We start from the raw sequence: 24,340 nt of genomic DNA, 5'->3' as shown, positions 1-24,340 counted from the left end.
TTGAGGGGCGGATTCCCGGTACGCCGCGCTGTACGCATCCTGCACCGGGAGACGCGCGGCCGAAAACGGGGGAGGGGAGCGGGGTGACCGGCCGTGCGGTGTCCGGCCGTGCGGGCCGCCCGGAAACGGGAAATCCCCCGCCGGAATCGCTCCGGCGGGGGAGGGGGTTTCTCGGGCGGGCGGCGGGCCCATGTGACGCGGCCGCCTACCAGCGGTACCAGCGGCTGCGGGCGCCGCCGGCACCGGTGGAGCGCATGAGGAAGCCCAGCAGCCAGAACGCCAGAACCACCACGGCGACGATCCACAGGGCCTTCAAGGCGAACCCGGCGCCGAAGAGGATCAGTGCGAGAAGCAGGACGAGAAGCAGGGGAACCATTGCTGTCAACCTCCGGATCGGGGGACGGCTGGGGACGGACTCAGAGCCTCAGACGCGGCCGTGGGTGAGTCGCGTGAGGGGGCCGGTCTGCGGCTTCGCCGTCGCGCGGCCCGCGGCGAACGCGGCCCCGACCACGCCGATCAGACCCGCCCCTGCACCGGCCGCGATGGCCTTGCGCCGCTTGACGGCGGTCCAGGTGGCGTCGGCCGTGGCGGCGACCTTGGCGGGCACGTCCACGGCGGTCCGCTGAGCGGCGCTGCCCGTCTTCTCGGCAGTCCGCCGCCCCTTGGCGGCCGCCGCCTTCGTCTTGTTCTGCGGCCGGTCGGCGGGTGCGTCGGAATTCTTGCGCTCTTCAGTCATACCATTCGCCTTTCCGCTCAATTCTGTTTGAAACGCGGGGACTTAATGACATGGGTTCAGTGAGGGTCATCCGAGAGAATGTGAGGTCATGCGAGGTCGTCTGTGGGAAGCAGCGAGCCCAGCGGTCCGAGGTCCAGATTCAAATCGCTCAGGGTGAGTCCGTAACGCTCGCAGAGTTCCGCCATACGGTCCTGCAAAACCATCAGCGTCAATCCGATCCGCTCTTCCTGATCCTCGCTCAGATCACCCTGGTCGACGCGGTGCAAAGCGGTGCGTTCCATGAGCTGCCGCAACAGCTCGACGATCGTCAGCACCAATTTGATGAGATCACGCTCGACGGTCTCGGGATCGGTCTTCAGCCGCTGGGCGATATCGCCGCCCGGTTGCCGCTCGTCCGGACCGGCCGGCACCAGCTCGAAAGCCCGGGCGGCGGCCTGTGCCACCTCGACGAAAGCGGGCTCCACGGGGTGCGGCGCGGGGTGGTCCGCGCGGTGGCCCAGACGGTGGTCCATCCTGTCTCCTCTCACCGCTCACCACGGCGCCGGGTTGTCGGGCGTGATCGAGTGAATGACGGCGCGCAGATTGATCCGCACGAGGTCGACATCGGCGACGGACAGGACGAGGTCTCCGGTGAGCACCGCCCCGCCGTTCAAAAGGCGGTCCAGCAGGTCGATGAGGGCGACCTGCCGCCCGGCGAGCCTCTCCTCGTCGCCGATCCCGCCGATCCCGCCGATCCCGCCGGGGCTCGCGACGCCGCCCACCGGCCCGTCCCCGGCGCTCACGGTCCCGCTCCAGGGGGCGGCGGTGCCGGCGGTGCGGACCGTGCCGGTGGCGTCGCGAAGGAGTACGGCGCCCACGGGCCGGTGATCTCGACGCGTACGCCCGGGCTGCCGTCCGCCACCCCCGCCAGCGCCCGGTGGAATTCCCCGACCCGGTCGGCGGGCACCAGATACGCCTCGTTGGCGACGTTCTCGCCCGCGCCGGACGCCAGCTCCCCTTGCTGCGGACGGTGCGCGACCCGCGCCCGCGCGAGGGCGGCCACCCGGTCCGGCACCCCCGCGGCGACGGCGCCCGCCGCGCGGTAGGCATCGCGGTGCGTACGCCGCTGGGCCCGACGCCGGAGCAGATACGCCCGGCCGGGGCTCGCCGGGGCCGCCGCGGGCTCCGCGGGCGCGGCCGCGACGGCCGCCGCTTCGCGCGGATCGGCGAAAACCTTCACGCCCAGCTCCACCTGGCCCTCCAGCCAGGACAGCAGCTCGGCGAATTCCGCGCCCCGCTCGCGCAGCATCGACGCCACCCGCGCGTCATCGAGGTAGACCGTGGCCAGCCGCATCGGCAGCACGGTCGCGTAGGCGTACGCCGCCTCGACCATCGCGTGATGCGTACGGGCGAGCGCCTCCAGTTCCGCGAGGTCCTCCAGCCGCGCCCGCATGCCCTCGGCGCTGTAGGCGTCGGCGGGGACGGAGGAGACCAGCGCCGCGAGTCCGCCGGCGGCGACCGTCCGCGGGGGACCACCGCCGAGGCCGGCCGGCCGCCCGGCAGCCGCGTCCAGGCCGGTGCCGGCGCGGCCGATGGCGTAGACGTACGAGGCGTGCGGTGCGGTCGTCCCGGTACCGGCGGTCACGGGTTCTCCTTCCGGTCGGTCTGCCCCGCGCCCGGTCCGGACGCCTGCGGCAGGCCGGCCGCCGCGCGCAGTTCGGCGAGCTCCGCCCGCAGCCGCGCGTTCTCCTCGGCCAGCGGGTCCCCGCCGACGGCCGGCGGGCGCGCGGGGGAGGTCTGCTGTGGAGCGGGGGCGCGCGAGGAGAGTGAGGGATCGTGCTCCCACCAGTCGATGCCCATCTCCTTGGCCTTGTCCACGGAGGCGACGAGCAGCCTGAGCTTGATCGTCAGCAGCTCGATGTCGAGCAGATTGATCTGGATGTCGCCCGCGATGACGACGCCCTTGTCGAGGACGCGTTCGAGGATGTCGGCCAGGTTGGCGGAGGACCCTTGCGGGCCGTACGGCGACGTCCCGGAGGGAGGTCCCATCCGGCCGGCCAGTGAATCGGACACGTGATCAGCCCTGTCTGTGCGGTGCGAGTCGGTCGTCGTACGCGTCGTCGTCCTCCGGCTCGTCGTCCCAGCAGGCGTCTTCGGGACCGTCCCACGCGTCGTCGGGAACGTCCTCCGGCTCGGGCTCACGCGTCATGAGGATGGCGCGGTAGCGCTTGAGGTCGAGCCGGGCCCGGCGGCCCTGGGCGTGCCAGAGGCCGGCCGTCTTCTCGAACAGGCCCCGAGGGACGTGTTCGAGTACCAGGAGCACCCGGGTCAGGTCGTCCGTGAGGGCGTGGAAGGTCACCACACCCTTGACCGAGCCCCTGGCGCCTTCCGTCGTCCAGCCGATGCGCTCGTCGGGCACCTGCTCGGTGAGGTGCGCCCGCCCACCGCGGGTGGCCCTGGCGACGGTGCTGAACTCCTGGAACCGCGTCCACCGGTCGTACGCCTCGCGCACGGGGACGCCCACGTCGATGTCCTCGGTGACGGTCACGGGAGTGGCCGCGCTCCCGCCACCGCCCTCCCGCCCGGGCTTTTCCAGCCTGCCGACGCTCTCGCCCAGCCGGTGTCCCAGGCGCGTGACGGCATGCCGGGCGCGGGCGCGCAGGTAGTTGCGCAGTTCTTCCTTGAGTCGCGCGACGGCCTCGCTCTCGGCCACCGCGTCCTTCACCTCGCTGAGCGCCGAGTCAGTCATCGCCGCCTCCCCGGCCGGCGGCCCGGCCCGCGCCCGCGCCCGCGCCCGAGGCGGTCTTGCGGGCCTTCGAGGCGGTCTTACGCGTGCCCGAGGAAGTCTTCCGCGCCCTCGGCGTCCTCCTGCGCGCGGCGGAGGCGGTCCCGCGCGGCGCCCCGGAAGGGGCCGCCGCGTCTCCGGCGTCCGCCCCACCGTCCACTTCACCACCGTCGGCTTCGCCACCGTCCGCTCCGGCGTTGTCGTCCATCCCGCCGAATCCGGCGGTGCGCTCCTGGAGCGAGGTGGTGAGGTGGGACATGCGCCGGGTGAGCGCCGAGGTGGCCGCCGATTTCGTGGCGTCCAGGAGTTCCTCGCGCACCTGGGGGTCGAGGGGCCTGAGGACCGGTGAGGCGGCCACCAGTTCACCCAGCCGCCGCGGATCGAGGTCCATCTTCCTGCCGGCCAGGAACATGCCCAGGCCGAGGACCAGTTTGGCGTTTCTCGTGCGGCCCAGAAAGTAGCCGCCCAGGAGGGCCGCGCCTATCTTGGCGTTGGTCGTCATCTCTCGTACACCTCGAATCTCCCCGTGGTCAGGAGTCGGTACGCAGCCGCCGCTGCTGGGCCTCCAGCCACTCCAGCCGGTCGAGCAACGCGTCCTCGCGGCGGTCGAACTCCTCCTCGTCGATGCGCCCGTCCAGCAACCGCTTTTCCAGTTCGGCCAGTTCCGCCCGGACGGGGGCCGGGTCGTAGTGCTCCCGCTCCGCGGTGATCAGCACCTGGTCCAGGACCCAGACGGTGCCGCGCACGGGCGCCAGCGGAAGGGTCAGGATCTGCGTGATGAGGCCCATGAGGTCTCCGCCGGCCGGTCAGACGAAGCTGTACGGCGGCAGCGGGCCGTGCAGGTTGAAGGTGTAGCCCTCGCCGCGTTCCTCGGCCTCGGTGTGCACCGCTTCGGAGAAGGCGGGGGCCTCCTCGCGCCGGATGAGGAACGACACGTTCAGGAAGTGGGTCTTCGTCGGCTCGGCGACGGCGGTACGCGCGGCGGCCGGCGAGAGGCGGGCCGTGATGTCCCGGCCGAGGGCTTCGTGGCGGGCCTGTACCTCCCGGGAGATCAGCTCGCCCAGCGCCACCTTGTCCTCGTACGTGGCGGAGTTCTCCCGGGTGCGGGCGTTGAGCCGCCGTACCTCATCGGACTCCCGCACGATCTCCCGCAGCAGGTCGTCCTCGTCGCGGGCGACCTTGAGGTTGTACTCCACGCACCCCGCCAGCTCCTTGAGGCGCTCGGTGTACGTCTCGCGGTTCTCCTCCAGGGCGGCGGCGACCTGTTCGTCGTCGTGGCCGACCAGCCCGAACCGCATCGGCAGGGCCGCGCCGTCGGCCAGCAGGCGTGCCTGGACGGCTTGATGGGCGAGCAGGTCCCGCCGTTTGGCCCGCAGGTCGGCCGGCGCGTCGCTGACCACGGCGCTCAGGTCCTTCGTCCGGACGGTGCGCAGGCGCGCCGCGGGGTCACCGACCCCCTCGACGCCGTCCAGCCGCATCGGGTGGCCGGCGTCGGTGATGGCGTAGATGTAGGTCGGCATGGGTCACTCCTCCCGGCGGCGGGCGGTGCGGCGGCTGGTCGAGGAGGACTTGCCCGCCGGGCGTGCTTCTTCCTCCCCGGAATCCCCGGACTCTCCGCGGCCCTTGTGGAGGGATTCGCTGAACGCCTCCACGGCGCCGGTCAGCGCGCCTTTCGATTTCCCCTTGGCGCCGCTCTCGGTGGCGTCACCGACCAGTTCGGTGAGCTGGCTCGGCGCCTTGCGGCCCGACTCCAGATCGAGCCGGTTGCACGCCTCGGCGAAGCGCAGATAGGTGTCGACGCTCGCCACGACGACCCGTACATCGATCTTCAGGATTTCGATGCCGACGAGAGAGACGCGAACAAAGGCGTCGATGACCAGTCCCCGGTCAAGGATGAGTTCGAGGACGTCGTAGAGATTTCCGGAGCCACTTCCGGTGGCCGGTGCGCTGGATTGCTGAACGACAGTCACGGTCGGTCTTCCTTCCCATGTGCGGAAAGCGGTCAGGGGGGATGTGCGTGACGTGCGGCAGGCGGTCGACGGCTCACCTGTCGATCTGGCCTCGCGCGTAGCGGCGCGTGCGCTCGTATTCCATGAGCCGGCCCCGCGCGTCGAGACGGACCCGATAGGAAGCCATCACGCTCGCGGTGTCCGGAATGCGCTCGATTTCGACCACTTCCACATCCGCGGACCAGCCGTCGTCCGTGGCCTTGAGCGCGGAAACCGCGTCGGGTTCGCATCCGAGCAACTGCGCGAGCTGACCGGCGGCCTGCCGCATCGCCTCGGGAGCGGCGAGGCGCTCCGGCCCGCTCTCTTCTTCCTTGCGCTGCGTTGTCGCCATGATCCCGCCTGTCGTGCGTCGAGGGTCCTTGTGTCTCGTGATGAGGGTTCCTACCGCCGGACCACGGCCGGTCCGCCCGGCGGCGACAGGAGTTCGCGTGCCCGGCACGCTCGAACATATGCGTTGGCCGGCACGCGGCGGCGTCGGCCGGCGCCCGGCGGCTTTCCGCTGCGAGGAAAAGGCGCCCGGAGGCATCTCCTGCCCGCCCGCCTCTGTACGCGGCCGAGGTCACCGGCCGATCCTGGGGCCCAGGACCGCGTTCACCAGGCGCCAAGGGGGCGGGACATGAGCCGGTTGACGATCGCCATGCACCATGTGCGGGCCGCGCTGAGCGGCGCCCGGCGGCTCGGCATCGACACCGTGCCGCTGCTCCAGACCTCGCGGATCCCGCCGCTGCTCCTCGGCGACGACCGCGCGCGCGTCACCGCCGAACAGTTCACCCGCCTGGTCAAGGCGCTGCACGAGGCCACCGACGACGAGTTCCTGGGGCTGGGCCCCGTCCCCAGCCGGCGCGGCACGTTCGCCATGATGTGCCACGCCTGCCTGGGCTGCCACGACCTCGGAGCGGTCCTGGACCGGGCCGCGCGGTTCTACGGGCTCTTTCCCGGCGGCCCGCAGATGGCCGTCGAGACCGGCGTGGGCCCCGACGGCTCGCCGGAGGCCGTCTTCTCGGTGCACAACGAGCTACGCCCCTACGACGCCGACCACTTCCTCGCCGAATGCGTGCTGATCATCTCCCACCGCCTCTCCAGTTGGCTGATCGGCCGGCGTATCCCGCTGGCGTGGGCCCAGTTCGCCTATCCGGCGCCGGCGCACGCCGGTGAGTACGAGGTCCTCTTCGGCTGCCCGGTGCGCTTCGGCGCGCCCCGCACCGCGGCAAGCTGGGACGCCCGCTGGCTCGCCGCGCCCGTCGTACGGGACGAGGCCGCGCTGACCGCGCTGCTGCGCCGGGCCCCTGCGGACCTGCTCAGCCGCCGCGACTACGGCACCACCGTCGCCGAACAGGTCCGCCGCGCCCTGGTCCAGGCGCTGCGGGCCCAGGCCCCGGCGCGGCTGCCGGAGTCCGGCGAGGTGGCGGCCCGGCTGGCGGTGAGCCCGGCGACGCTGCGGCGCAGGCTCCAGGCCGAGGGGACCTCGTACCAGGAGCTGAAGGACGCGGTGCGCCGGGACGCGGCCATCGCGTCGCTGACCGCCGGGCACGAGCCGATCGCCGAGCTGGCGGCGCGGATCGGCTTCTCGGAGGACACCGCCTTCCTCCGCGCCTTCCGCCGCTGGACGGGGACGACGCCCGGCGCCTACCGGCTCACCGGGTCCGCCCCCGCGCCCCGACGCCGGTAGACGCGGCGTCAACAAAGCTGAGCGTCCCGGTCAGCGCCTTCCTTACCCGCGAGTCACTACGGTCACCCCAACCACCCCGGCCCGCTCGTCAGTTGGGAGACCGCATGCGCCTTCGCTCCACAGCACTCGCCGCCGTCGCCACCCTGTCCCTCACACTCGGGCTCACCGGCGCCACGACCGCCTCCGCCGGGCCGACCGCCGGCGGCGGCCCCGGCGACGTCGTGACGTCCTCCGCCACGTCCTTCCACCCCCTGCCGGGCCAGCCGACCCGCACCCACGCCTGGCACCTCACCTACCGCTCCACCACCGCGACCGGCGCCCCCAACACCGTCTCGGGGACCGTCATCGTCCCCGACGACGGCAGGACCGGTCCCCGCCCGCTGATCACCTACGCCGTCGGCACGGTCGGCCTCGGCGACTCCTGCGCGCCCTCGGCCGGCTTCCCCTACGGCACCACCAACGAAGCCGGCCTCATCCAGCAGCTCACCGCCCGCGGCTGGGCCGTCGCCGTCACCGACTACGAGGGTCTGGGCACCCCCGGCGACCACACCTACACCGTGGGGCGCGCCGAGGGACAGGCCGTACTGGACGCCGCCCGCGCCGCCCAGCGGCTGCCCGAAGCGAACGCGGCCGGCGTCACCAAGGACTCCCCGGTCGGCATCATGGGTTACTCCCAAGGCGGCCAGGCCAGTAGCTGGGCGGCCGAGCTGCACGCCTCCTACGCCCCCGAACTCCACGTCAAGGGCACCGCCACCGGCGGCGTTCCCGCCGACATGCTGAAGGTCGCCGACGCCAACAACGGCAACATCGGCGCCGGACTGGTGCTGATGGCCGCCGTCGGCCAGAACGCCGCCTTCCCCGAACTGCACCTGGAGAACTACCTCAACGACAAGGGCCGCCACTACGTCGACTTCATGCGGAAGAACTGCGTCGCCATCGACACCGTCGCCGGGCTCTTCCAGAAGATCTCGGACGTGACCGACAAGAACCCGCTGTACGAGGCGGACTGGCAGCGCCGGCTGCGCGAATCCGACCTCGGCACGCGCAAGCCCGACGCTCCCGTCTACCTCTACCACGGGACCGTCGACGAGCTGATCCCGTACGAGGTCGGCAAGAAGCTGCGCACGGACTGGTGCGGCCGGGGCGCCGAGGTCCAATGGACCTCGATCCCGCTCGGTGAGCACATCCTCGGCGCGATCGTGGGATCGGTCCCGGCCGCCAACTGGCTCGCCGACCGCTTCGCGGGCAAGCCGGCACCGGGCAACTGCGCCTGATCTCCCGCCGCACCGGGGCCACCGACTCCCGCGAGTCGGTGGCCCCGCCGCTGTGCCCCCACGGGCGGTTCCGCCGCGCACGGATGGCCCAGCGGAACGCGGCCCCACGCGACAGCACCCCGGGGCTCTCCTATCGTCGGCCCTGTGACCGGCCCGGACCCGGCAAGGGGGCACCAGCCGGAACACCCGCGCCGACCGCGCGCCCGCCCCAGAGCCCATGGACCCCCACACATGAGCACATCCGCCGCCCCTCTCCCCCTCCCGCTGCGCATCGACAAGGGCCACGCGAAGCCCGAGGAACTGGCGGCGCTCACCGTCATCCTGTGCGCGCGCCTGGCGCACGTACGCGCCGCCGTCGAACACCACCTCCCGCCCGAGCGCCCGGCCACCGCGTCCCGCTCCGCCCCCGGCCTCCGTACCGCCTGCTGGGCGGGCTGCTGGACGTGCGCCCCCAGGGCCAGCAGGCATGGCCCGGCCCGCTGAGCCGGTCGGGCCGTCCCGGCCGCCGTCAAGCGGAAGTGAAACGGCGGAAATATGATGAGGCGGACACGGCGGGCCCCGGCGGTCCGCCCTGGCAGCGGCTCGTGAACCGATGCACCTTGGAGCTGGTCCATGCCCCGGCGTCGTCCCACGCGGTCGGCGAGCGCCGACGATCTGCTGACCACGCTCGGGCGGCTGACCGCGCAGGCCCGGCAAGGGGCGGAGCTCCAGCGGGCCCGGGTCGAACTCGCCGAGGCGTTGCAGCGCGAGATGCTGCCGGCCACCCTGCCGGAAGTGCCCGGCCTGCGGACCGCCGCCACCTACACCCCCGCCCGCAACGGCCTGGACATCGGCGGCGACTGGTACGACGGTTTCGCGCTGCCGGACGGCTCGCTCGCGTTCTCCATCGGCGATGTCCAGGGGCACGACGTGGAGGCCGCCGCCTTCATGGGCCAGATACGCATCGGGCTGCGCGCCGTGGCGGCCGGCGCCGCCGACCCGGGCGAGGTGCTCAGCCGGGCCAACGACCTGCTCCTTTCGGTGGACTCCGGACTCTTCGCGACCTGCACCTTCGTCCGCTTCGACCCGGTCACCTGGGAGCTGTCCAGCGCCCGCGCGGGCCACATACCCGCCGTCTGGGCCACGGTCGACGGCCGGTACGAGGTCGCCGAGGACCCCGGCGGCCTGCCGCTGGGCATAGTGGCGGGCCAGACGTACCCGGTGACGCGGCGCCGCCTCACACAGGCCGGAGCCTTCGTCCTGCTCACCGACGGGGTGATCGAGGGCCCGTCCTTCCCGATAGAGGCGGGACTGGCCCGGGTGAGCCGGCTGGTCAGCGCCAAGGCCGGCGACGACCCGGCCGAGGTGGCCGCCGCCGCGATGAGCGTGGCGGAGTTCACCGGCCACAACGACGACGCGGCCGTGATCGTCCTGCGCTTCGACGACGCGGCGCACAGGCCCGGGTGAAGCCCGCGCCGGGCGTGCGTGTCGCGGCGGACGCCGGGACACCGGCGTTGTCTGATGGCTGATGTGGTGCGCACCGAGGAATCCCGGCGTCTCGCCGCGGCAGTCGTGAAGATCCTCGCCCTCGCCGCCGTCTACTACGGATCCGCACGGATCGGCCTGCTGGAACAGGTAGTGGTCGCAGGGGTGGTGGTCACGCCGCTGTGGCCGCCCACGGGCATCGCCCTGAGCTGCCTGCTGTGGCTGGGCCTGGGCGTGTGGCCGGGAATCGCGCTGGGCACCGTCTTCGTCATCCTGCACCTCGGCGCGCTGAACCCCGCGAGCATCGGCATCCTGGCCGGCAACACCCTCGCGCCCGTCTGCGCCTACCTGCTGCTGCGGCGGGTCGGCTTCCGGCCCGTGTTCGACCGGCTCCGCGACGGGGTGGCGCTGGTGACCCTCGGCGCGTTCGGCGGGATGCTGGTCAGCGCCACCCTGGGCACCGGTGTGCAGCTCCTCGCCGGTTCGCTGCCGTCGAACGGATTCTGGCCCACCTGGGCGGCCTGGTGGGTGGGAGACGCCATGGGCGTCCTCGTCGTCACCCCGCTCCTGCTGGCGCTGCGCACGCTCCGGTGGCCCGGTGACCTGCGCGCCTACCGGTGGGCCGAGGCGCTGGCCCTGGCGCTCGGATCCGTCGCCGTCGGGATCCTGATCACCGAAAGCCACCTCGCCCTGCTGTTCCTGGTCTTCCCGCTGATCGTGTGGGCGGCCCTGCGCTTCCAGTTGGTGGGTGCGGCGCCGTGCGTGCTGCTGGTGTCCGTCCTCGCGATCTCGGCCGCGACCGACCGCACCGGGCCGTTCGCGGACGAGAGTCTTCTGGAGGCCATGGTCAACCTCCAGGCGCTCAACGCCTCGGCGGCGCTCACCGCACTCCTGCTGTCGGCCATCGTCACCGAGCAGATCAGCGTCCGCCGCAAGATCGAGCACGCGTGCCGCGAACTGGCCGAGGTGGTGGACCGTCTCGCCCCCGGGGAGCGCACGCCCCGGTGGCGGCCGCCGGACAAGGGCGAACGGTGAGGCGCCACCCCGGGCCGTCACCCCGTCGGCTACCCCGCGCCGTAGAGGCGGACCGGCGGCTCAGCCCCCTTCGAGCAGCTCGTCCAAGTCGTAGTTGACCGGCTCCTCCAGTTGGGCGTAGGTGCAGCTCTCGGGCGTACGGTCCGGACGCCAGTGACGGAACTGCGCCGTATGCCGAAAGCGGCTGCCCTCCATGTGGTCGTACGCCACCTCGCACACCCGCTCCGGGCGCAAGGGGACCCACGACAGGTCCTTGCCGCCGCTCCAGCGGCTGGGGCCGCCGGGCATCCGGCTGGTGGCGTGCGCCGCCTCGTCGGCCCAGTCGCCCCACGGGTGGCCCGTCACGTCGTCCATCCGCAGCGGCTCCAGCTCCTCGACCAGCGCGCGGCGCCTGGCCATCGGGAACGAGGCGCACACCCCGACGTGCTGGAGCCGCGCGTCACCGTCGTACAGGCCCAGCAGCAGGGAGCCGACCACGGGCCCGCTCTTGTGCCACCGGTAGCCCGCCACCACGCAGTCGGCGGTGCGGGCATGCTTGATCTTGAACATGGCGCGGTCGCCCGGCCGGTAGGGCAGCCGGAGCGGCTTGGCGACCACCCCGTCCAGCCCCGCCCCCTCGAACTGCGTGAACCACCGCCGGGCCAGCTCCTGGTCCGTCGTGGCGGGCGCGGTGTGGACCGGCGGCCGGGCCCCGCTCAGCGCCTCGACCAGCGCCTCGCGCCGGGCCTCCTGCGGCGTGTGCAGCAACGACTCGGAGCCGAGCGCCAGCAGGTCGAAGGCGATGAGGGAGGCGGGTGTCCGCTCGGCGAGCGTACGGACCCGGGAGTCCGCCGGATGAATCCGCTCCAGCAGTTCCTCGAAGTGCAGCCGGCCGTCATGGGCGATGACGATCTCGCCGTCGACGACGCAGCGGGGCGGCAGCTCGGTCAGCGCCGCGGCGGCGACCTCGGGGAAGTAGCGGGTCAGCGACTTCGTCGTGCGGCTGCCGATCTCGATCTCGTCGCCGTCGCGGAAGACGATGACGCGGAACCCGTCCCACTTGGCCTCGTACTGCATGCCCGCGGGAATGTCGGCCACGAGCTTGGCGAGCATGGGGGAGACCGGGGGCATGACAGGCAGGTCCATGCTCCCGATCCTGCGGGCCGCCCGCCCGTCGCGCGCGCTGGGCACCCCCGTCCCGGCGCGCGGTACGGCCCGGCGGAACCTAGCGTGGAGGCATGGCCGGAGGAGCTGTGGAGCTGGACGTCGCGGGCCGTACGGTGCGCGTGTCGCACCCCGAGAAGACGTACTACCCCGAGCGTGGATTCACCAAGCTGGACGTCGTGCGCTACTACCTCGCGGTCGTCGACGGAGCGCTCCGCGGTCTGCACGAGCGGCCCACCACCATGCAGCGCTTCCCCGAGGGCGTGGCCGGCGAGTTCTTCTATCAAAAGCGCGCGCCCAAGGGGCTGCCGGACTGGCTGCCCACCGCCCGGATCGCGTTCCCCAGCGGGCGCTTCGCCGACGAGATGTGTCCCACCGAGCCCGCCGCCGTCCTGTGGGCGGCCAACCTGGGCTGCCTGACGTTCCATCCCTGGCCGGTGCGCCGCGCCGACACCGAGCACCCCGACGAGCTGCGGATCGACCTCGACCCGCAGCCCGGCACCGACTTCGCCGACGCCGCCCGCGTCGCCCACGCACTGCGCGAGCTGCTGACGGAGCACGGGCTGCGCGGCTGGCCCAAGACGTCCGGCGGGCGCGGCGTGCACGTCTACGTACCGATCCGCCCCAGTTGGACGTTCACCGAGGTCAGGCGCGCCGCCATCACGCTGGCCAGGACGCTCGAACGCCGGATGCCGGAGCAGGTGACCGCGGCCTGGTGGAAGGAAGAGCGCGGCGAGAAGGTGTTCGTGGACTACAACCAGATGGCCCGGGACCGGACCATCGCCTCGCCGTACTCCCTGCGGGCCAACCCCCGGGCGACGGTCTCCACGCCGTTGCGCTGGGAGGAACTCTCCGACGTCGAACCGGCGGACTTCGACCTGCGCACGGTGCCGCCCCGGTTCGCCGAACTCGGCGATGTGCACGCCGACATGGACGAGCACGCCTTCGGACTGGAATCGCTCCTGGAACTCGCCGACCGCCTGGCCGTCGACGAGGGGATGGGCGACCTGCCGTACCCGCCCGACCACCCGAAGATGCCGGGAGAGCCGTCCCGCGTCCAGCCGAGCCGGGCCAGGAAGGGCTGACGGGCGTCCAGCGGGGCTGCTGCGTTCGGATCAATTCGTTGCCCCGCGCGGGTGTATCCCGGTGGTGCCTGCGCGACGCGCCGCCCGCCGCGGTATCGATCCGGTGTCCGACTTCCTCCCCACCTGGAGAAACGAATGCGCACACTCATAGGCCGGTCCCTGGCGGCCGCGGTGCTCGCCGCGGCCGCCGTCGTCCCGCTCGCCGGCATGTCCCAGGCGGCGTCCGCGGCCCCCGTCGCGGTGGCGGCTGACCACCACCATCACCACGGCTGCGGCCACCACCACGGTCACCACGGCGGGCACGGCCACTGCCACCACCATCACCACCACGGCCATGGCCACGGAGGCTTCGGCGGAGGCGACTTCGGCGGAGGCGGATTCGGCGGGGGTGGCTTCGGCGGAGGCGGCTTCTTCGGCTTCTGATCCGAGGTGACGCCGACGGACCGCCGCACCGGTAGGGCGCGGCGGTCCGTTGCCGTTCACACGGTCCACGGCGCCCGGGCGACCGTCCGCCGGGGGAGGTGACGCGATGTGCTTCAGCGCCACGGCCGACCTGGTGGCCGGCTCCGCCATCGCCGCGGCGGGGGCCGTCTGCCTCGCGCGGCTGCGCCGGGCGCGCGATCTGCCGCTGGCCGCGCTGCCCCTGCTGCTCGGCGCGCACCAGATCACCGAGGCCGTCCTGTGGCGCGCCGGCGGCGGCACCGGCCCGGCGACCACGGCCTGGGCCGTCATCGCCCTGCCGCTGCTCGCCCTGTGGGTGCCGGCGGGCGTCCTGCTCGCCGCGGCCCCGAGTGCCCGGCGCCGCCTCGTGGTGCCCGCCGCCGCGGGGGTGGCCACCGCCACCGCCCTCGCGTACGTGCTCGCCACCCGCCCCGTGACGGCGGACCCGCGCGGCCACACCGTCGGCTATGTCATCGACCTGCCGCATCCGGCACCGATCATCGCGGGCTACCTCGTGGCCACCCTCGGCTCCCTGCTCCTCGGCGGTGATCGGACGCTGCGGCTGCTCGGGGTGCTCCTCTCGGCCGGCGCGGTGCTCTGCGTGGCCCTGTGGCGGCTGGAGTTCGTCTCCACGTGGTGTGCCCTCGCCGCCGTCGCCGCCCTGCTGATGCTCGTATGGGTGCGCCGGGATATGCCCAACGGGCGTGCACCGCAGGTGAGTTGAAGTGGGCTGCTGCGACCAGGCGGGGTCGTACGGGCGGAGGGTGCCGCAGCGAGGGGCGGGGAAGTGAGGTGCACCCGCCGGCCCGGGACGGGGCGCGGCGGGTGCCTCGGCGGGGTTCGGGGACCTCGGGATCAGCGGGCGGCGCCGGTCTCCCGCTCGGTCCGCCGGCGCAGCTCCTTCTTGTCCGGCTTGCCCGCGTCGGTCAGCGGGAGCGCGTCGACGAACGTGATCCGTGCCGGCTCGTACATCGCACCGCGCTCCGCGCGTACCCACTCGCACAGCCGCCGCGCGTCGACGTCGCCGCCCGGTGCGGCGACCACCGCGGCGTGCACCTGCTCCATCCGGTCGGCGTCGCGGACGCCGAAGACCGCGCTCTGGCGGACGGCGGGGTGGCGGTTGAGGAGGTCTTCGAGCTCGGTGGTGTAGACGTGCCCGCCGACCACGACGATCAGGTCCTTGAGCCGGTCCACGATGGTCAAGTACCCCTCGGCGTCGAGGAATCCGATGTCCCCGGTGTGCAGCCAGCCGTCGCGCAGCACCTCGGCGGTCAGCTCGGGCTGCTTCCAGTACCCCTGCATGAGCGTCGCGGAGCGCACGCAGATCTCGCCGTGCTCACCCACCGGCAGGTCGCGCCCCGAGGCGTCGCGCACGGCCACCTCGACGCCGGGCATCACCTTGCCGGCCGAGCGCAGCCGGTCCGGTCGTGCGGGGTCGTGGTCCGGCGCGCTCAGCATGCAGATGGCACCGGCCTCGTTCTGCCCGTAGAACTGCACCAGCACCGGGCCGAACGCCCGTATCGCGTCGGCGATCCTGGCCGGCGACGACTGGCAGCCGCCGTACATCAGCGTGCGCAGGCTGGAGGTGTCGGTGTGCGGCGCGTCCGGATGGTCCATCAACTGGTAGAGCAGCGGCGGCAGCAGGAGCAGGTCGGTGATGCGCTCGCGTTCGATGGCGGCGAGCGCGGCTCCGGCGTCGAAGTCGTCCAGGAGGACGACCGTGCCGCCCGAGAGCAGGGTGCGGTCGGCCACCTGGCCGGCGGCGTGCGCGAGGGTGGTGCACACGAGCTGCCGCCGCCCGCCGGCGGGCTCCTCGGTCTGCTCCCCGAGGATCGGCCGTGCCTTCTCGAAGGTGGTGCAGATGCCCTTGGGGTGGCCGGTGGTGCCGCCGGTGTGGCGGATGGTGCACACGTCGTCCGGCCGGGCGGATCCGGCCGGTGGCGCGGCGCTCTGCCCGGCGGCCAGCTCCAGCAGGTCGGTGCCCGTCTTGGCGGGACCGAGGACGAGAGTGGACGGTACCGGGACGGCGTCCGTTATCTCGGTCGCCCGTTCGGCGTAGCGGGGATCGACGATCAGCGCGCGCGTCTCGACGTCGCGGACGATGGCGGCCTGGGTGTCGGCGGCGAGCTTGTTGTAGAGGTGGTTGACCCGGGCGCCGATCAGGTTGGCGGCGTAGCGCGCGGCGATCGTCTCCGGCAGGTTGCCGCTGAGCAGGGTGACGGTCTGCCCGCGCCCCAGGCCCTGGGCGCGCAGTGCGCGCGCCATTTTGTGGACCAGGTCGCGTAACTCGCCCGCGGTGATCCGCCGGCTCTCGTGGACCAGCGTCTCGCGGTCGGGGTCGGCGCCCAGTACGTCGAGGATGTCCTCCACGTAGGTGCGGAAGGCGGGGGCGGATGCTGACATGGGGAGCTCCTCCTGACACCGGGGTCGCTCCTTCGCGGCCGCCGGCGGTGCGGTCACAGGGGTGTTTAGTTGCTAGAGGCAACTAAAGATCAGGGTAGCCCCAACTGATCGACATCTCCAAGTTGCGCCCGGCGTCACGAACTCGCAACGCAGGGACGGGCGTCGTGCGGCCCGCGCGCCCCCGCCGACCGGCGTCACCCCGCGAGGGGAGGGGACCGGCCCCTGGCGGTACCCGCCGCCTGTGTGATCGCATCGGGTGAAGGCGCCCGGAGGCGGCTGTCCCTCTCCCTGCGGGGCCGTCCCGAGTGGAGAGATGATGGAGGGCAGCGACAGCGCGACGGGAGTCGGCCGGTGCACGGAGAGCGCCACGGCTGCCGGTCACCGCGGGCCGGCGGAAGGAGTGCCTGGGATGGGTGCGACCGACGCGTTCCCCGAGGGCGCCGGAGTGGAGATGTCCCGGCCCGGCGGCCTGCTCGACGTGCTCGGTGTGGCCGCGGTGATGCTGGACGCGGAGGGCCGGATCGCACTGTGGAGTCCGCAGGCCGAGGAACTGTTCGGCTGGAGCGCCGAGGAGGCGCTCGGCCACCACGCCGGGCAACTGCTGATCAGCCCCGACCACCTCGACCTGGTCCTTCAGATGTTCGCCCAGGTCATGGCGGGCGGGAAGAGCTGGGCGGGGGTGTTCCCCGTCCGCCACAAGGACGGCAGCACCCGCCTGGTGGAGTTCCGCAACATGCGCCTCCAGAACGAGCGCGGGGACGCCTACGCCCTGGGCATCGCCACCGACCAGGCCGTACTGCGGCGGTTGGAGCGCGACCTCGCGCTGTCGGTCCGGCTCGTGGCCCAGTCGCCCATCGGGCTGGCCGTCCTCGACACCGACCTGCGGTTCGTCATGGTCAACCCGGCGCTGGAGACGATCAACAACCTGCCCGCCGACGAGCACATCGGCCGCGAGATCCAGGAGGTGCTCACCTTCCTGGACACCGACGTCATCGCGGCGCGGATGCGCGAGGTGCTGGCCAGCGGCAGGCCGCTGCTCAACCAGTTCACCGTCGGCCTCACCCCCGGGACCGGCGGTGAGGAACAGGCCTGGTCGGTGTCCTACTACCGGCTGGACGACCCCAACGGCCAGGTCCTGGGCCTGGCCACCTCCGTCGTGGACGTCACCGAGCAGCACCGGGCCGCCGCGGAAGCCGCCCGGGCCCGCCGCCGTCTCGCGGTCATCGCCGACGCCTCCGCGACCGTCGGCACCACCCTCGACGTCGACCAGACCGCCCACGAACTGGCCGACGTCATCGTGCCGGAGCTGGCCGACCTGGCCGCGGTCGACGTCCTGGACGCCGTACTGGAAGGCCGGCGCCAGACCTCACCGCCGCAGGGCGGCCCGGCCCGCTTCCGGGCGCTGGCCGTGGCGGCCGCCTACGCCACCGACGCCGTGCGCGCCGCCGACCCCACCGGCCAGATCGCGTCCTACGAAGCCGACCGGCTCATCACCCGCTGTGTGACCACCGCCCGCCCGGTCCTGGTCAGCCATGTCAGCGAGCGGGACCTGCCGCATATCGCCGCCGACACGCAGGGTGCCGCCCTCCTGGGGCGGGCCGGGTTGCACTCCTATCTGGCGGTGCCGCTGATCGCCCGGGGCGAGGTGCTGGGCGCGCTGTCGCTCTACCGGGTCCGCAACCAGCAGCCGTTCGACGAGGACGACGCCGTGCTCGCCGTCGAACTGGCCGCCCGGGCGGCGGTGTGCATCGACAACGCCCGCTCGTACCAGAGCGAACGCCGCACCGCCCTCACCCTCCAGCGGCACCTGATGAACCACCGGCCCGCCCAGCCCATCGGCATGGAGATCGCCTACCGCTACCAGCCCGCCCAGGCGGCCCGCGAGGTCGGCGGCGACTGGTTCGACGCCATCCCGGTGGCCGGCGACAAGACCGCCCTCGTGGTCGGCGACGTCATGGGCAGCGGCATCAACGCCGCGGCCACCATGGGACAGCTCCGCACGACCACCCGCGCGCTGGCCGATCTCGACCTGGACCCCGCCGAGGTCCTGCGGCATCTCGATCACATCGCCGCCGGGCTCGACCCGGCGTTCGCGACCTGCCTGTACGCCGTCTACGACCCGCACCGCGAGGAGTGCAGCATCGCCGTCGCCGGCCACCTGCCGCCCATCCTCGTACGGTCCGCGCGGCCCCCCGAGCTGCTCGACCTGCCCACCGGGGCGCCGCTCGGCGTGGGCGGCGTGGGCTTCGAGCAGACCACGGTGCCGCTGCCGGAGGGCGACCAGATCGTGCTGTACACCGATGGGCTGGTCGAAACCCGTGACCAGCCCATCGACACCCGGCTGGAGCTGCTGCTGAGTCTGCTCGCCGAGCCCGAGCGGCCGCTGGAAGAGCTCTGTGACCGCCTGCTGGGGGCCATGCGGAACGAGGACGACCACGACGACGTGGCCCTGCTGATCGCCCGCGCCCACACCCACGAGGCGTAAGGGCACGAAGCGCGAGGAAGCGGGGGGCGTCAGGCCGCCCGTCGTACGGAGGCAGCCGTATGGATTCATGCCGATCCGCGGCGGAATCCGCATGACTCCCAAGGCGGCGGAATTCGTTATTCCACGGCCTCATTGAAGCGCATAAGGACCTCTAGATCGCCTATCGGCAACGGATTTCGTCGTCATGGAGGTCTTGACGTGCGATCCCGGCAGGGGTTGTATTCGGTCACCGAAAGCGCCCGGCGCGTTCAGCCCGGTTTCCACCGCTTCGAGGCACTCTCCGCCGAAGGTGCCCCCCTCCTGCCGCCAGCACCGATGGGACTCGCATGACCGATACGCCCTACACGCCTGTTGCCCCCGCAGCACCGGAGCGGGAAGCCCGGAGCGCGGCGGAGGGGAACTCCCCCAAACTCACCCGGTCGATCGGCGTGGTGGGGGGCACGCTGCTGACCCTCTCCTGCCTGACCCCGGCCTCCTCGCTCTTCGTGATCGTGCCCGACTCGTTCGCCGGCCTGGGCACCGGAACGGCGCTCACCATCGCCATCGCGGCCCTGCTGTGCATCGGAGTCGCCTTCACCTACTCCGAGCTGGGCACCCTCATACCGAGCTCCGGCGGCGAGTACGCCATGGTCGGCACCCTCATGGGCCGCCTCGCCGGATGGCTCGTCTTCGTCCTGTCGCTGATCGTCGTCATGATCGTCCCGCCCATCATCGCGCTGGGCACCGCCGACTATCTGACACCGATCCTGCAACTGGATCCCCAGTACACCGCCGCCGGCGTCATGCTGCTGGCCACCGCCATGGGCCTGCTCGACCTGCGCGCCAACGCCTGGATCACCGGCATCTTCCTGGTGCTGGAGGTCGTCGCCTGCGCCGTCGTCGCCTTCCTCGGCTTCAGCCACGCCAACCGGCCCGCGTCCGTCCTCTTCCACCCGGTCGTCGACGCCGGACACGGACACACCACCGCCGTCACGGCCGCCCTCATCGTCACCGGGCTGGCCACCGCGCTCTTCATCCTCCAGGGCTTCTCCACCGCCGTGTACCTCGCGGAGGAGATGGACAACCCGCGCCGCAACGTCTCGCGCACCGTGCTGTGGACGCTCGCCATCGGCGTCGCCGTCGTCCTCGTCCCCGTCGTCGCGATCACTCTCGGCGCGCCGGACCTGGCGACCCTCGGCGCCGGTGACGTGGCCGGCATGGTCCAGGCGTGGAGCAACTCGGCCATCGGCACCTTCGTCAGCCTGTGCATCGCTCTGGCGATCATCAACGCCGCGATCGTCATGGTGATCCAGAACTCCCGCGTGCTGTTCTCCTCGGCGCGGGACGCGGCCTGGCCGACCCCGGTCAACCGGGTCTTCTCCCACGTCGGCAAGCGCTTCGGCTCCCCCTGGGCGGCCACCCTCGGCGTGGGCGTCCCCGGCGCGGCCCTGTGCTTCGTCAACCTCGACACCCTCAGCGAGGTCACCGGCGTGGCCGTCGCCGCGATGTACGTCTTCGTCGCGCTGGGCGCCCTGGTCTCGCGCCGCGGCGAGCACAAGCACCGGCTGGCCTGGCGCATGCCGCTGTGGCCGGTGGTCCCGGCGCTGCTCGTCATGGTGCTGGCCTGGGTGCTGTACCAGCAGAGCACCAAGAGCCTGGTCATCACCGGCGCGATCGTCGCCGGGGCGGCCCTGTACTGGGCGTTCTACCTCCGGCCGCGCCAGGAGACGCACTGGGTCATCTCCGTCCCCGAGGACGGGCAGGCCCCGGTCGCGGAGCCGGAGAAGGTCACCGTGACCGCCTGAGAGAGCCTCTCCGGGCTCCGCCGGGTGCCTACGGGCGGCCGGCGGACCCGGAGAGGGCCACCGCGTCCAGAAGAAGACACACGTGGTCGACGGCGTCCCGCCCGGCGGGGCCGTCGGCCACTGTCGTGTCGTCGAGCAGAGCGGCGACGGAGCCCAGCAGGCTCAGCAGTCGTTCGCCGGACGGCGGCTCGGCGTGCCCGAGGACCGACCGGATCTCGTCACCCGTCAGGGGCAGGCCGGTTTCCAGGTGGCGGAACAGTGCCCCGGCCGCGCGCCGATCGGCGTCATCCGGCTTCCACAGCCCGAGCGCGTGCTGGTCGATGAGCGCGGCCGCCTCGGCACGGATCTCCTCTGGAACATGCATGCCCCCGAACGTCTCACACCGCATCGGCCGCCCGCTGAACGGCCCATGGCGGGCCGGAGCGCCCTTCCGGCGGGCAGCGGCGTCCCCGGCAGTCGGGCTGACCAGGCAACTTCCCTCACGGCCGGCCGCCCCACGAGCGGCTGGGCGAGCATGTCCCCGCGGGCCGGCCTGTGGCCAGAGTTACACCCGCCGTCCCCGCGCGCGGCTCCACGGGCCTTCGGCCCCCGCATTCACGTAGCCGTAAAACCTACCCGCTGGTTTACTGGCCCTCTGGTGTCCGCGCCAGGACTACGGGACCATCGGACCAGCTCCGAGGGCCGTCGCCGAACGCGGCGGCCGCGCCCCTCCGGGCCGCCCACCCGGCTGCTGCGCTCCGCAGCGCGCGGCTCGCCCACCGTATGCGGGAGGTGTAGAAAGAGGACATGGCCGGACGCTACGGCCGCCCGCGTTCGGTTCTGAGGATGCGAACTGTCGCAGGTCAGGTCTTTCTCCTGCAGGTGGCGATCGTGGTGTTGCTCGTCGCCGCCGCCATCACGGCGCTCGTGCTGCAGTCGCGGACCGACAGCGAACGCGAGGCCCGCAACAGGTCGGTCGCCGTGGCCGAAACGTTCGCCCACTCGCCCGGCATCGAAGAGGCCCTCAAGAGCCCCGACCCGACCGCGGTGCTCCAGCCACGGGCCGAAGCCGCCCGCAAAGGCTCCAAGATCGACTTCATCGTCGTGATGAACACCGACGGCATCCGCTACACCCACCCGCTGACCGACCGGATCGGCAAGAAGTTCGTCGGCACCCTCGGCCCCGCGCTGAACGGCGACATCATCACCGAGAAGATCACCGGCACCATAGGCCCGCTCGTCCAGGCCGTCGTGCCCGTCACCGGCAAGGACGGCAGCGTCGTCGGGCTGGTCTCCGCCGGCATCACCATCGCCCGGGTGAGCGGCGTCGTCGACGACCAGTTCCCGCTGCTCTTCGGCGCCGCCGCCGGCGTCCTGCTGCTGACGACCGGCGGCACGGCCCTGGTCAGCCGGCGGCTGCGGCGCCAGACCCACGGCCTGGGACCCGCCGAGATGACCCGGATGTACGAGCATCACGACGCGGTTCTGCACGCCGTCCGCGAGGGCGTGATCATCGTCAGCGGCGACGGCCGGGTGCTGCTCGCCAACGACGAGGCGCGCCGGCTGCTCGACCTGCCGCCCGACGTGGAAGGCCGCCAGGTCGCCGACCTGGGACTCGATCCGGTCACCGCCCGGCTGCTGGCCTCGGGCCGGGTGGTGACCGACGAGCTGCACCCCGTCGGCGAACGGCTCCTCGCCGTCAACCAGCGCTCCACCGACCAGCACGGCGGCCCGCCCGGCAGCGTCACCACCCTGCGCGACACCACCGAACTCCAAGCGCTCACCGGCCGCGCCGACATGGCACGCGGACGGCTCAAGCTGCTCTACGACGCGGGCACCGAGATCGGCACCACCCTCGACGTGGTGCGCACCTGCGAGGAACTGGCCGAGTTCGCCGCCGCCCGGTTCGCCGACATCGTCACCGTCGACCTGGCCGAGGCCGTGCTGCGCGGCGAGGAGCCGGCCCCGGGCGCGCTGGCTGCGATGCGGCGCACCGCCGTCAGCGGCGCCCCCGACGACACCGCCCTCTACCCGCTCGGCAAGCTCATCCACTTCGAACCCTCCACCCGGATGGGCTCCGGCCTCACCCACGGCGAGGCCGTCCTGGAGGCGGATCTGGCGGCATTCTCCGGATGGCAGCGCCAGGACCCCGAGCGGGCCCGCGCGGTGGTCGAGCGTGGCATCCACTCCATGATCGCGGTTCCGCTGCGGGCCCGTGGCGTCATCCTCGGCGTCGCCCTCTTCTGGCGCTCGGAGAAGCCCGAACCGTTCGAGGAGGAGGACCTCTCCCTCGCCGAGGAACTCGTCGCCCGCGCCGCCGTCAGCGTCGACAACGCCCGCCGCTACACCCGCGAGCACACCATGGCGGTCACGCTGCAACGCAGCCTGCTGCCGCGCGGCCTGCCCGAGCAGAACGCCGTCGAGGCCGCGTACCGCTATCTGCCCGCCCAGGCCGGGATGGGCGGGCTCGGCGGCGTCGGCGGGGACTGGTTCGACATCATCCCGCTGCCCGGCGCCCGGGTGGCCCTCGTCGTCGGCGACGTCGTCGGCCACGGCATGCACGCCGCCGCCACCATGGGACGGCTGCGCACCGCGGTGCACAACTTCGCCAACCTCGACCTGCCCCCCGACGAACTGCTGTGGCACCTCGACGAACTGGTCACCCGCATCGACCAGGACGAGTCCGCCGACGAGGCGGAAGGCGGCGCGATCACCGGCGCCACCTGCCTCTACGCCATCTACGACCCGGCGTCCGGCCGCTGCACCATGGCCCGCGCCGGCCATCTCCAGCCCATGGTGCTGCGCCCGGACGGCAGCGCGGAGTTCGCCGACGTGCCCGGCGGCCCGCCCCTCGGGCTCGGCGGCCTGCCCTTCGAGACGGGCGAGGTCCACCTCCCCGAGGGCAGCCGCCTGGTGCTCTACACCGACGGCCTCGTCGAGGACCGCGGCCGGGACATCGACGAGGGCCTGGCCGTCCTGCGGGACACCCTGTCCGGCACCGGCGAGCTGACACCCGACGAGACGTGCGAGGCGGCGCTCCACGCCCTGCTGCCCGAACGCCCCAGCGACGACATCGCGCTGCTCGTCGCCAGCACCCGGGTGCTGGACGCCGAGCACGTCGCCGAATGGGACGTGCCGCCCGACCCCTCGGCCGTGGCCCAGGTGCGCGCCGACGCGGTCGGCAAACTGGCCGAATGGGGCCTGTCGGAGGAAGCGTTCACCGCCGAGCTGATCCTCAGCGAGCTGGTCACCAACGCCATCCGCTACGCCTCCGGCCCCATCGGCGTACGCCTGATCCGCGACCGCTCCCTGATCTGCGAGGTCTCCGACCACAGCAGCACCTCGCCCCACCTGCGGCAGGCGGCCACCACCGACGAGGGCGGCCGCGGCCTGTTCCTCATCGCCCAACTGGCCGAACGCTGGGGCACCCGTTACACCGCCGGCGGCAAGGTCATCTGGACCGAGCAGCCACCGCCGACGGAGGGGATGGACGGCTGGCTGACGGGGGAGTGAGGGCGGGAGCGCGGTCCGGGCAGGGCACGCGGGGCACGCTCAGGACGGCTTGAGCGGGTCGTGGCCGATGCTCATCAGGCCGTGCCGCCACTGCGCCCCACCGGCCTGCGGCTCCCGGTCGACGGAGCGCTCGGACCGCACGATCTCGCACACCCGCCGCATCACCTCCGCATCGTCCTCGGTGAGGTCCGTGCGGCGCTTGCCCAGGATCTCCACGACCCGCCGGCCGGTCTTCTTCCCGGCCTGGTCGGGAACCGTCTCGGTCTCCTCTCCCGCCGCCTCCGTGTTCAGCCACTCCCGCAGCTCGCGCGAGGTCATGTTGACGGCGGTGTGGAACTCGTCCCACAGCTCCGTGCCGACCTGTCCGGCTTCCGCCATGATCTTCCTCCCAGAAGTCGAGAACGTGCCGACGGGTTCCCGGTGACCGATCCCGACAAACCGGAGCCGAAGCCGCCGGAAACCGGAGCCGAACCCGCCGGCCGGGCGGCCGCGCCGGCACCCCGGCCGACTCGCCGGCGGTGGTTGTCAACGCTCCTTGCGCGGAGTTACAAATTTG

27 protein-coding genes are annotated in these 24,340 nt (G+C 72.6%); 11 read left to right on the top strand and 16 right to left on the bottom strand.

Annotated features, from left to right (window positions below):
* Nucleotides 1-205 precede the first annotated feature (205 nt).
* The 12 genes from ACZ45Z_RS32850 to ACZ45Z_RS32795 form a co-directional block, all read right to left on the bottom strand.
* Complete coding sequence (locus ACZ45Z_RS32850) at nucleotides 206-376, bottom strand: hydrophobic protein (RefSeq protein ID WP_468370419.1); 171 nt, start codon at nucleotides 374-376, stop codon at nucleotides 206-208.
* A gap of 48 nt (nucleotides 377-424) precedes the next feature.
* On the bottom strand, nucleotides 425-736 hold the full coding sequence (locus ACZ45Z_RS32845) for a hypothetical protein (protein WP_468370416.1): 312 nt from the start codon (nucleotides 734-736) through the stop codon (nucleotides 425-427).
* Nucleotides 737-822: 86 nt separating this feature from the next.
* Nucleotides 823-1,248: a gas vesicle protein K gene (locus tag ACZ45Z_RS32840; protein WP_468370414.1), complete on the bottom strand. Its 426-nt coding sequence runs from the start codon at nucleotides 1,246-1,248 to the stop codon at nucleotides 823-825.
* 18 nt (nucleotides 1,249-1,266) lie between these two features.
* Nucleotides 1,267-1,470 (bottom strand): gas vesicle protein, encoded by a 204-nt coding sequence (locus ACZ45Z_RS32835; protein WP_468370461.1) that lies wholly within the window; start codon nucleotides 1,468-1,470, stop codon nucleotides 1,267-1,269.
* Between the two features lie 44 nt (nucleotides 1,471-1,514).
* Nucleotides 1,515-2,360 carry a GvpL/GvpF family gas vesicle protein gene (locus tag ACZ45Z_RS32830; RefSeq protein WP_468370412.1) on the bottom strand — a complete coding sequence of 282 codons (846 nt, stop codon included), beginning with the start codon at nucleotides 2,358-2,360 and terminating at the stop codon, nucleotides 1,515-1,517.
* A complete protein-coding gene (locus ACZ45Z_RS32825; RefSeq protein ID WP_468370409.1) occupies nucleotides 2,357-2,788 on the bottom strand; it encodes a gas vesicle protein in 432 nt (143 codons plus the stop codon). The genes ACZ45Z_RS32830 and ACZ45Z_RS32825 overlap by 4 nt, the downstream gene beginning before the upstream one ends.
* A gap of 4 nt (nucleotides 2,789-2,792) precedes the next feature.
* Entirely contained in the window at nucleotides 2,793-3,464 is a 672-nt protein-coding gene (locus ACZ45Z_RS32820) for an SRPBCC family protein (protein WP_468370406.1), read from the bottom strand.
* Nucleotides 3,457-4,002, bottom strand: a complete 546-nt coding sequence (locus ACZ45Z_RS32815) for a hypothetical protein (RefSeq protein ID WP_468370403.1) — start codon at nucleotides 4,000-4,002, stop codon at nucleotides 3,457-3,459. Before ACZ45Z_RS32815 ends, ACZ45Z_RS32820 begins: the two co-directional genes overlap by 8 nt.
* A 28-nt stretch (nucleotides 4,003-4,030) precedes the next feature.
* The gene (locus tag ACZ45Z_RS32810; RefSeq protein ID WP_468370401.1) at nucleotides 4,031-4,288 is read right to left on the bottom strand and encodes a gas vesicle protein GvpG; all 258 of its coding nucleotides are present in this window, start codon (nucleotides 4,286-4,288) and stop codon (nucleotides 4,031-4,033) included.
* A gap of 18 nt (nucleotides 4,289-4,306) precedes the next feature.
* Nucleotides 4,307-5,020: a GvpL/GvpF family gas vesicle protein gene (locus ACZ45Z_RS32805; RefSeq protein ID WP_468370398.1), complete on the bottom strand. Its 714-nt coding sequence runs from the start codon at nucleotides 5,018-5,020 to the stop codon at nucleotides 4,307-4,309.
* A gap of 3 nt (nucleotides 5,021-5,023) precedes the next feature.
* Nucleotides 5,024-5,470, bottom strand: a complete 447-nt coding sequence (locus ACZ45Z_RS32800) for a gas vesicle structural protein GvpA (protein ID WP_468370396.1) — start codon at nucleotides 5,468-5,470, stop codon at nucleotides 5,024-5,026.
* Nucleotides 5,471-5,543: 73 nt separating this feature from the next.
* On the bottom strand, nucleotides 5,544-5,840 hold the full coding sequence (locus ACZ45Z_RS32795) for a gas vesicle protein GvpO (RefSeq protein ID WP_468370394.1): 297 nt from the start codon (nucleotides 5,838-5,840) through the stop codon (nucleotides 5,544-5,546).
* 285 nt (nucleotides 5,841-6,125) lie between these two features.
* Here ACZ45Z_RS32795 and ACZ45Z_RS32790 point away from each other — a divergent pair, with 285 nt between their 5' ends.
* The 5 genes from ACZ45Z_RS32790 to ACZ45Z_RS32770 all read left to right on the top strand — a co-directional run bounded on the left by ACZ45Z_RS32790 (nucleotide 6,126) and on the right by ACZ45Z_RS32770 (nucleotide 10,951).
* Nucleotides 6,126-7,178, top strand: coding sequence for an AraC family transcriptional regulator (locus tag ACZ45Z_RS32790; protein ID WP_468370391.1), 1,053 nt, complete (start codon nucleotides 6,126-6,128; stop codon nucleotides 7,176-7,178).
* 104 nt (nucleotides 7,179-7,282) lie between these two features.
* Entirely contained in the window at nucleotides 7,283-8,452 is a 1,170-nt protein-coding gene (locus tag ACZ45Z_RS32785) for a lipase family protein (RefSeq protein WP_468370389.1), read from the top strand.
* Between the two features lie 231 nt (nucleotides 8,453-8,683).
* A complete protein-coding gene (locus tag ACZ45Z_RS32780; protein WP_468370386.1) occupies nucleotides 8,684-8,935 on the top strand; it encodes an acyl-CoA carboxylase epsilon subunit in 252 nt (83 codons plus the stop codon).
* A 129-nt stretch (nucleotides 8,936-9,064) separates the two neighbouring features.
* Nucleotides 9,065-9,898 (top strand): PP2C family protein-serine/threonine phosphatase, encoded by an 834-nt coding sequence (locus ACZ45Z_RS32775; protein WP_468370383.1) that lies wholly within the window; start codon nucleotides 9,065-9,067, stop codon nucleotides 9,896-9,898.
* 63 nt (nucleotides 9,899-9,961) lie between these two features.
* Nucleotides 9,962-10,951, top strand: a complete 990-nt coding sequence (locus tag ACZ45Z_RS32770) for an MASE1 domain-containing protein (RefSeq protein ID WP_468370458.1) — start codon at nucleotides 9,962-9,964, stop codon at nucleotides 10,949-10,951.
* Between the two features lie 60 nt (nucleotides 10,952-11,011).
* Here ACZ45Z_RS32770 and ACZ45Z_RS32765 read toward each other — a convergent pair whose 3' ends face one another.
* Nucleotides 11,012-12,076, bottom strand: coding sequence for an ATP-dependent DNA ligase (locus ACZ45Z_RS32765; protein ID WP_468370380.1), 1,065 nt, complete (start codon nucleotides 12,074-12,076; stop codon nucleotides 11,012-11,014).
* 92 nt (nucleotides 12,077-12,168) lie between these two features.
* Between ACZ45Z_RS32765 and ligD the strand changes: the two genes are divergently transcribed.
* From ligD to ACZ45Z_RS32750, 3 genes are all read left to right on the top strand, one after another.
* Complete coding sequence (gene ligD, locus ACZ45Z_RS32760) at nucleotides 12,169-13,179, top strand: non-homologous end-joining DNA ligase (protein WP_468370377.1); 1,011 nt, start codon at nucleotides 12,169-12,171, stop codon at nucleotides 13,177-13,179.
* A 135-nt stretch (nucleotides 13,180-13,314) separates the two neighbouring features.
* Nucleotides 13,315-13,602, top strand: a complete 288-nt coding sequence (locus ACZ45Z_RS32755; RefSeq protein WP_468370374.1) for a hypothetical protein — start codon at nucleotides 13,315-13,317, stop codon at nucleotides 13,600-13,602.
* Between the two features lie 106 nt (nucleotides 13,603-13,708).
* Nucleotides 13,709-14,344, top strand: coding sequence for a DUF6629 family protein (locus tag ACZ45Z_RS32750; protein WP_468370372.1), 636 nt, complete (start codon nucleotides 13,709-13,711; stop codon nucleotides 14,342-14,344).
* A gap of 131 nt (nucleotides 14,345-14,475) precedes the next feature.
* On the opposite strand, the gene ACZ45Z_RS32745 is transcribed toward ACZ45Z_RS32750, so the two are convergent.
* On the bottom strand, nucleotides 14,476-16,023 hold the full coding sequence (locus ACZ45Z_RS32745) for an AMP-binding protein (RefSeq protein ID WP_468370369.1): 1,548 nt from the start codon (nucleotides 16,021-16,023) through the stop codon (nucleotides 14,476-14,478).
* A gap of 409 nt (nucleotides 16,024-16,432) precedes the next feature.
* On the opposite strand from ACZ45Z_RS32745, the gene ACZ45Z_RS32740 reads away from it, so the two are divergent.
* Nucleotides 16,433-18,508, top strand: coding sequence for a SpoIIE family protein phosphatase (locus tag ACZ45Z_RS32740; protein WP_468370367.1), 2,076 nt, complete (start codon nucleotides 16,433-16,435; stop codon nucleotides 18,506-18,508).
* Nucleotides 18,509-18,834: 326 nt separating this feature from the next.
* A complete protein-coding gene (locus ACZ45Z_RS32735) occupies nucleotides 18,835-20,292 on the top strand; it encodes an APC family permease (protein ID WP_468370365.1) in 1,458 nt (485 codons plus the stop codon).
* 28 nt (nucleotides 20,293-20,320) lie between these two features.
* On the opposite strand, the gene ACZ45Z_RS32730 is transcribed toward ACZ45Z_RS32735, so the two are convergent.
* Nucleotides 20,321-20,656: a hypothetical protein gene (locus tag ACZ45Z_RS32730; protein WP_468370362.1), complete on the bottom strand. Its 336-nt coding sequence runs from the start codon at nucleotides 20,654-20,656 to the stop codon at nucleotides 20,321-20,323.
* Nucleotides 20,657-21,078: 422 nt separating this feature from the next.
* On the opposite strand from ACZ45Z_RS32730, the gene ACZ45Z_RS32725 reads away from it, so the two are divergent.
* Entirely contained in the window at nucleotides 21,079-23,784 is a 2,706-nt protein-coding gene (locus ACZ45Z_RS32725; protein WP_468370359.1) for a SpoIIE family protein phosphatase, read from the top strand.
* A 39-nt stretch (nucleotides 23,785-23,823) separates the two neighbouring features.
* On the opposite strand, the gene ACZ45Z_RS32720 is transcribed toward ACZ45Z_RS32725, so the two are convergent.
* On the bottom strand, nucleotides 23,824-24,162 hold the full coding sequence (locus ACZ45Z_RS32720; RefSeq protein ID WP_468370356.1) for a DUF3140 domain-containing protein: 339 nt from the start codon (nucleotides 24,160-24,162) through the stop codon (nucleotides 23,824-23,826).
* Nucleotides 24,163-24,340 lie beyond the last annotated feature (178 nt).

The sequence above is a fragment of the Streptomyces sp. NPDC031210 genome, assembly GCF_055570395.1.
Note: the sequence above shows the minus strand (reverse complement) of the source record. Positions and strands in the feature narration are given on the sequence as shown.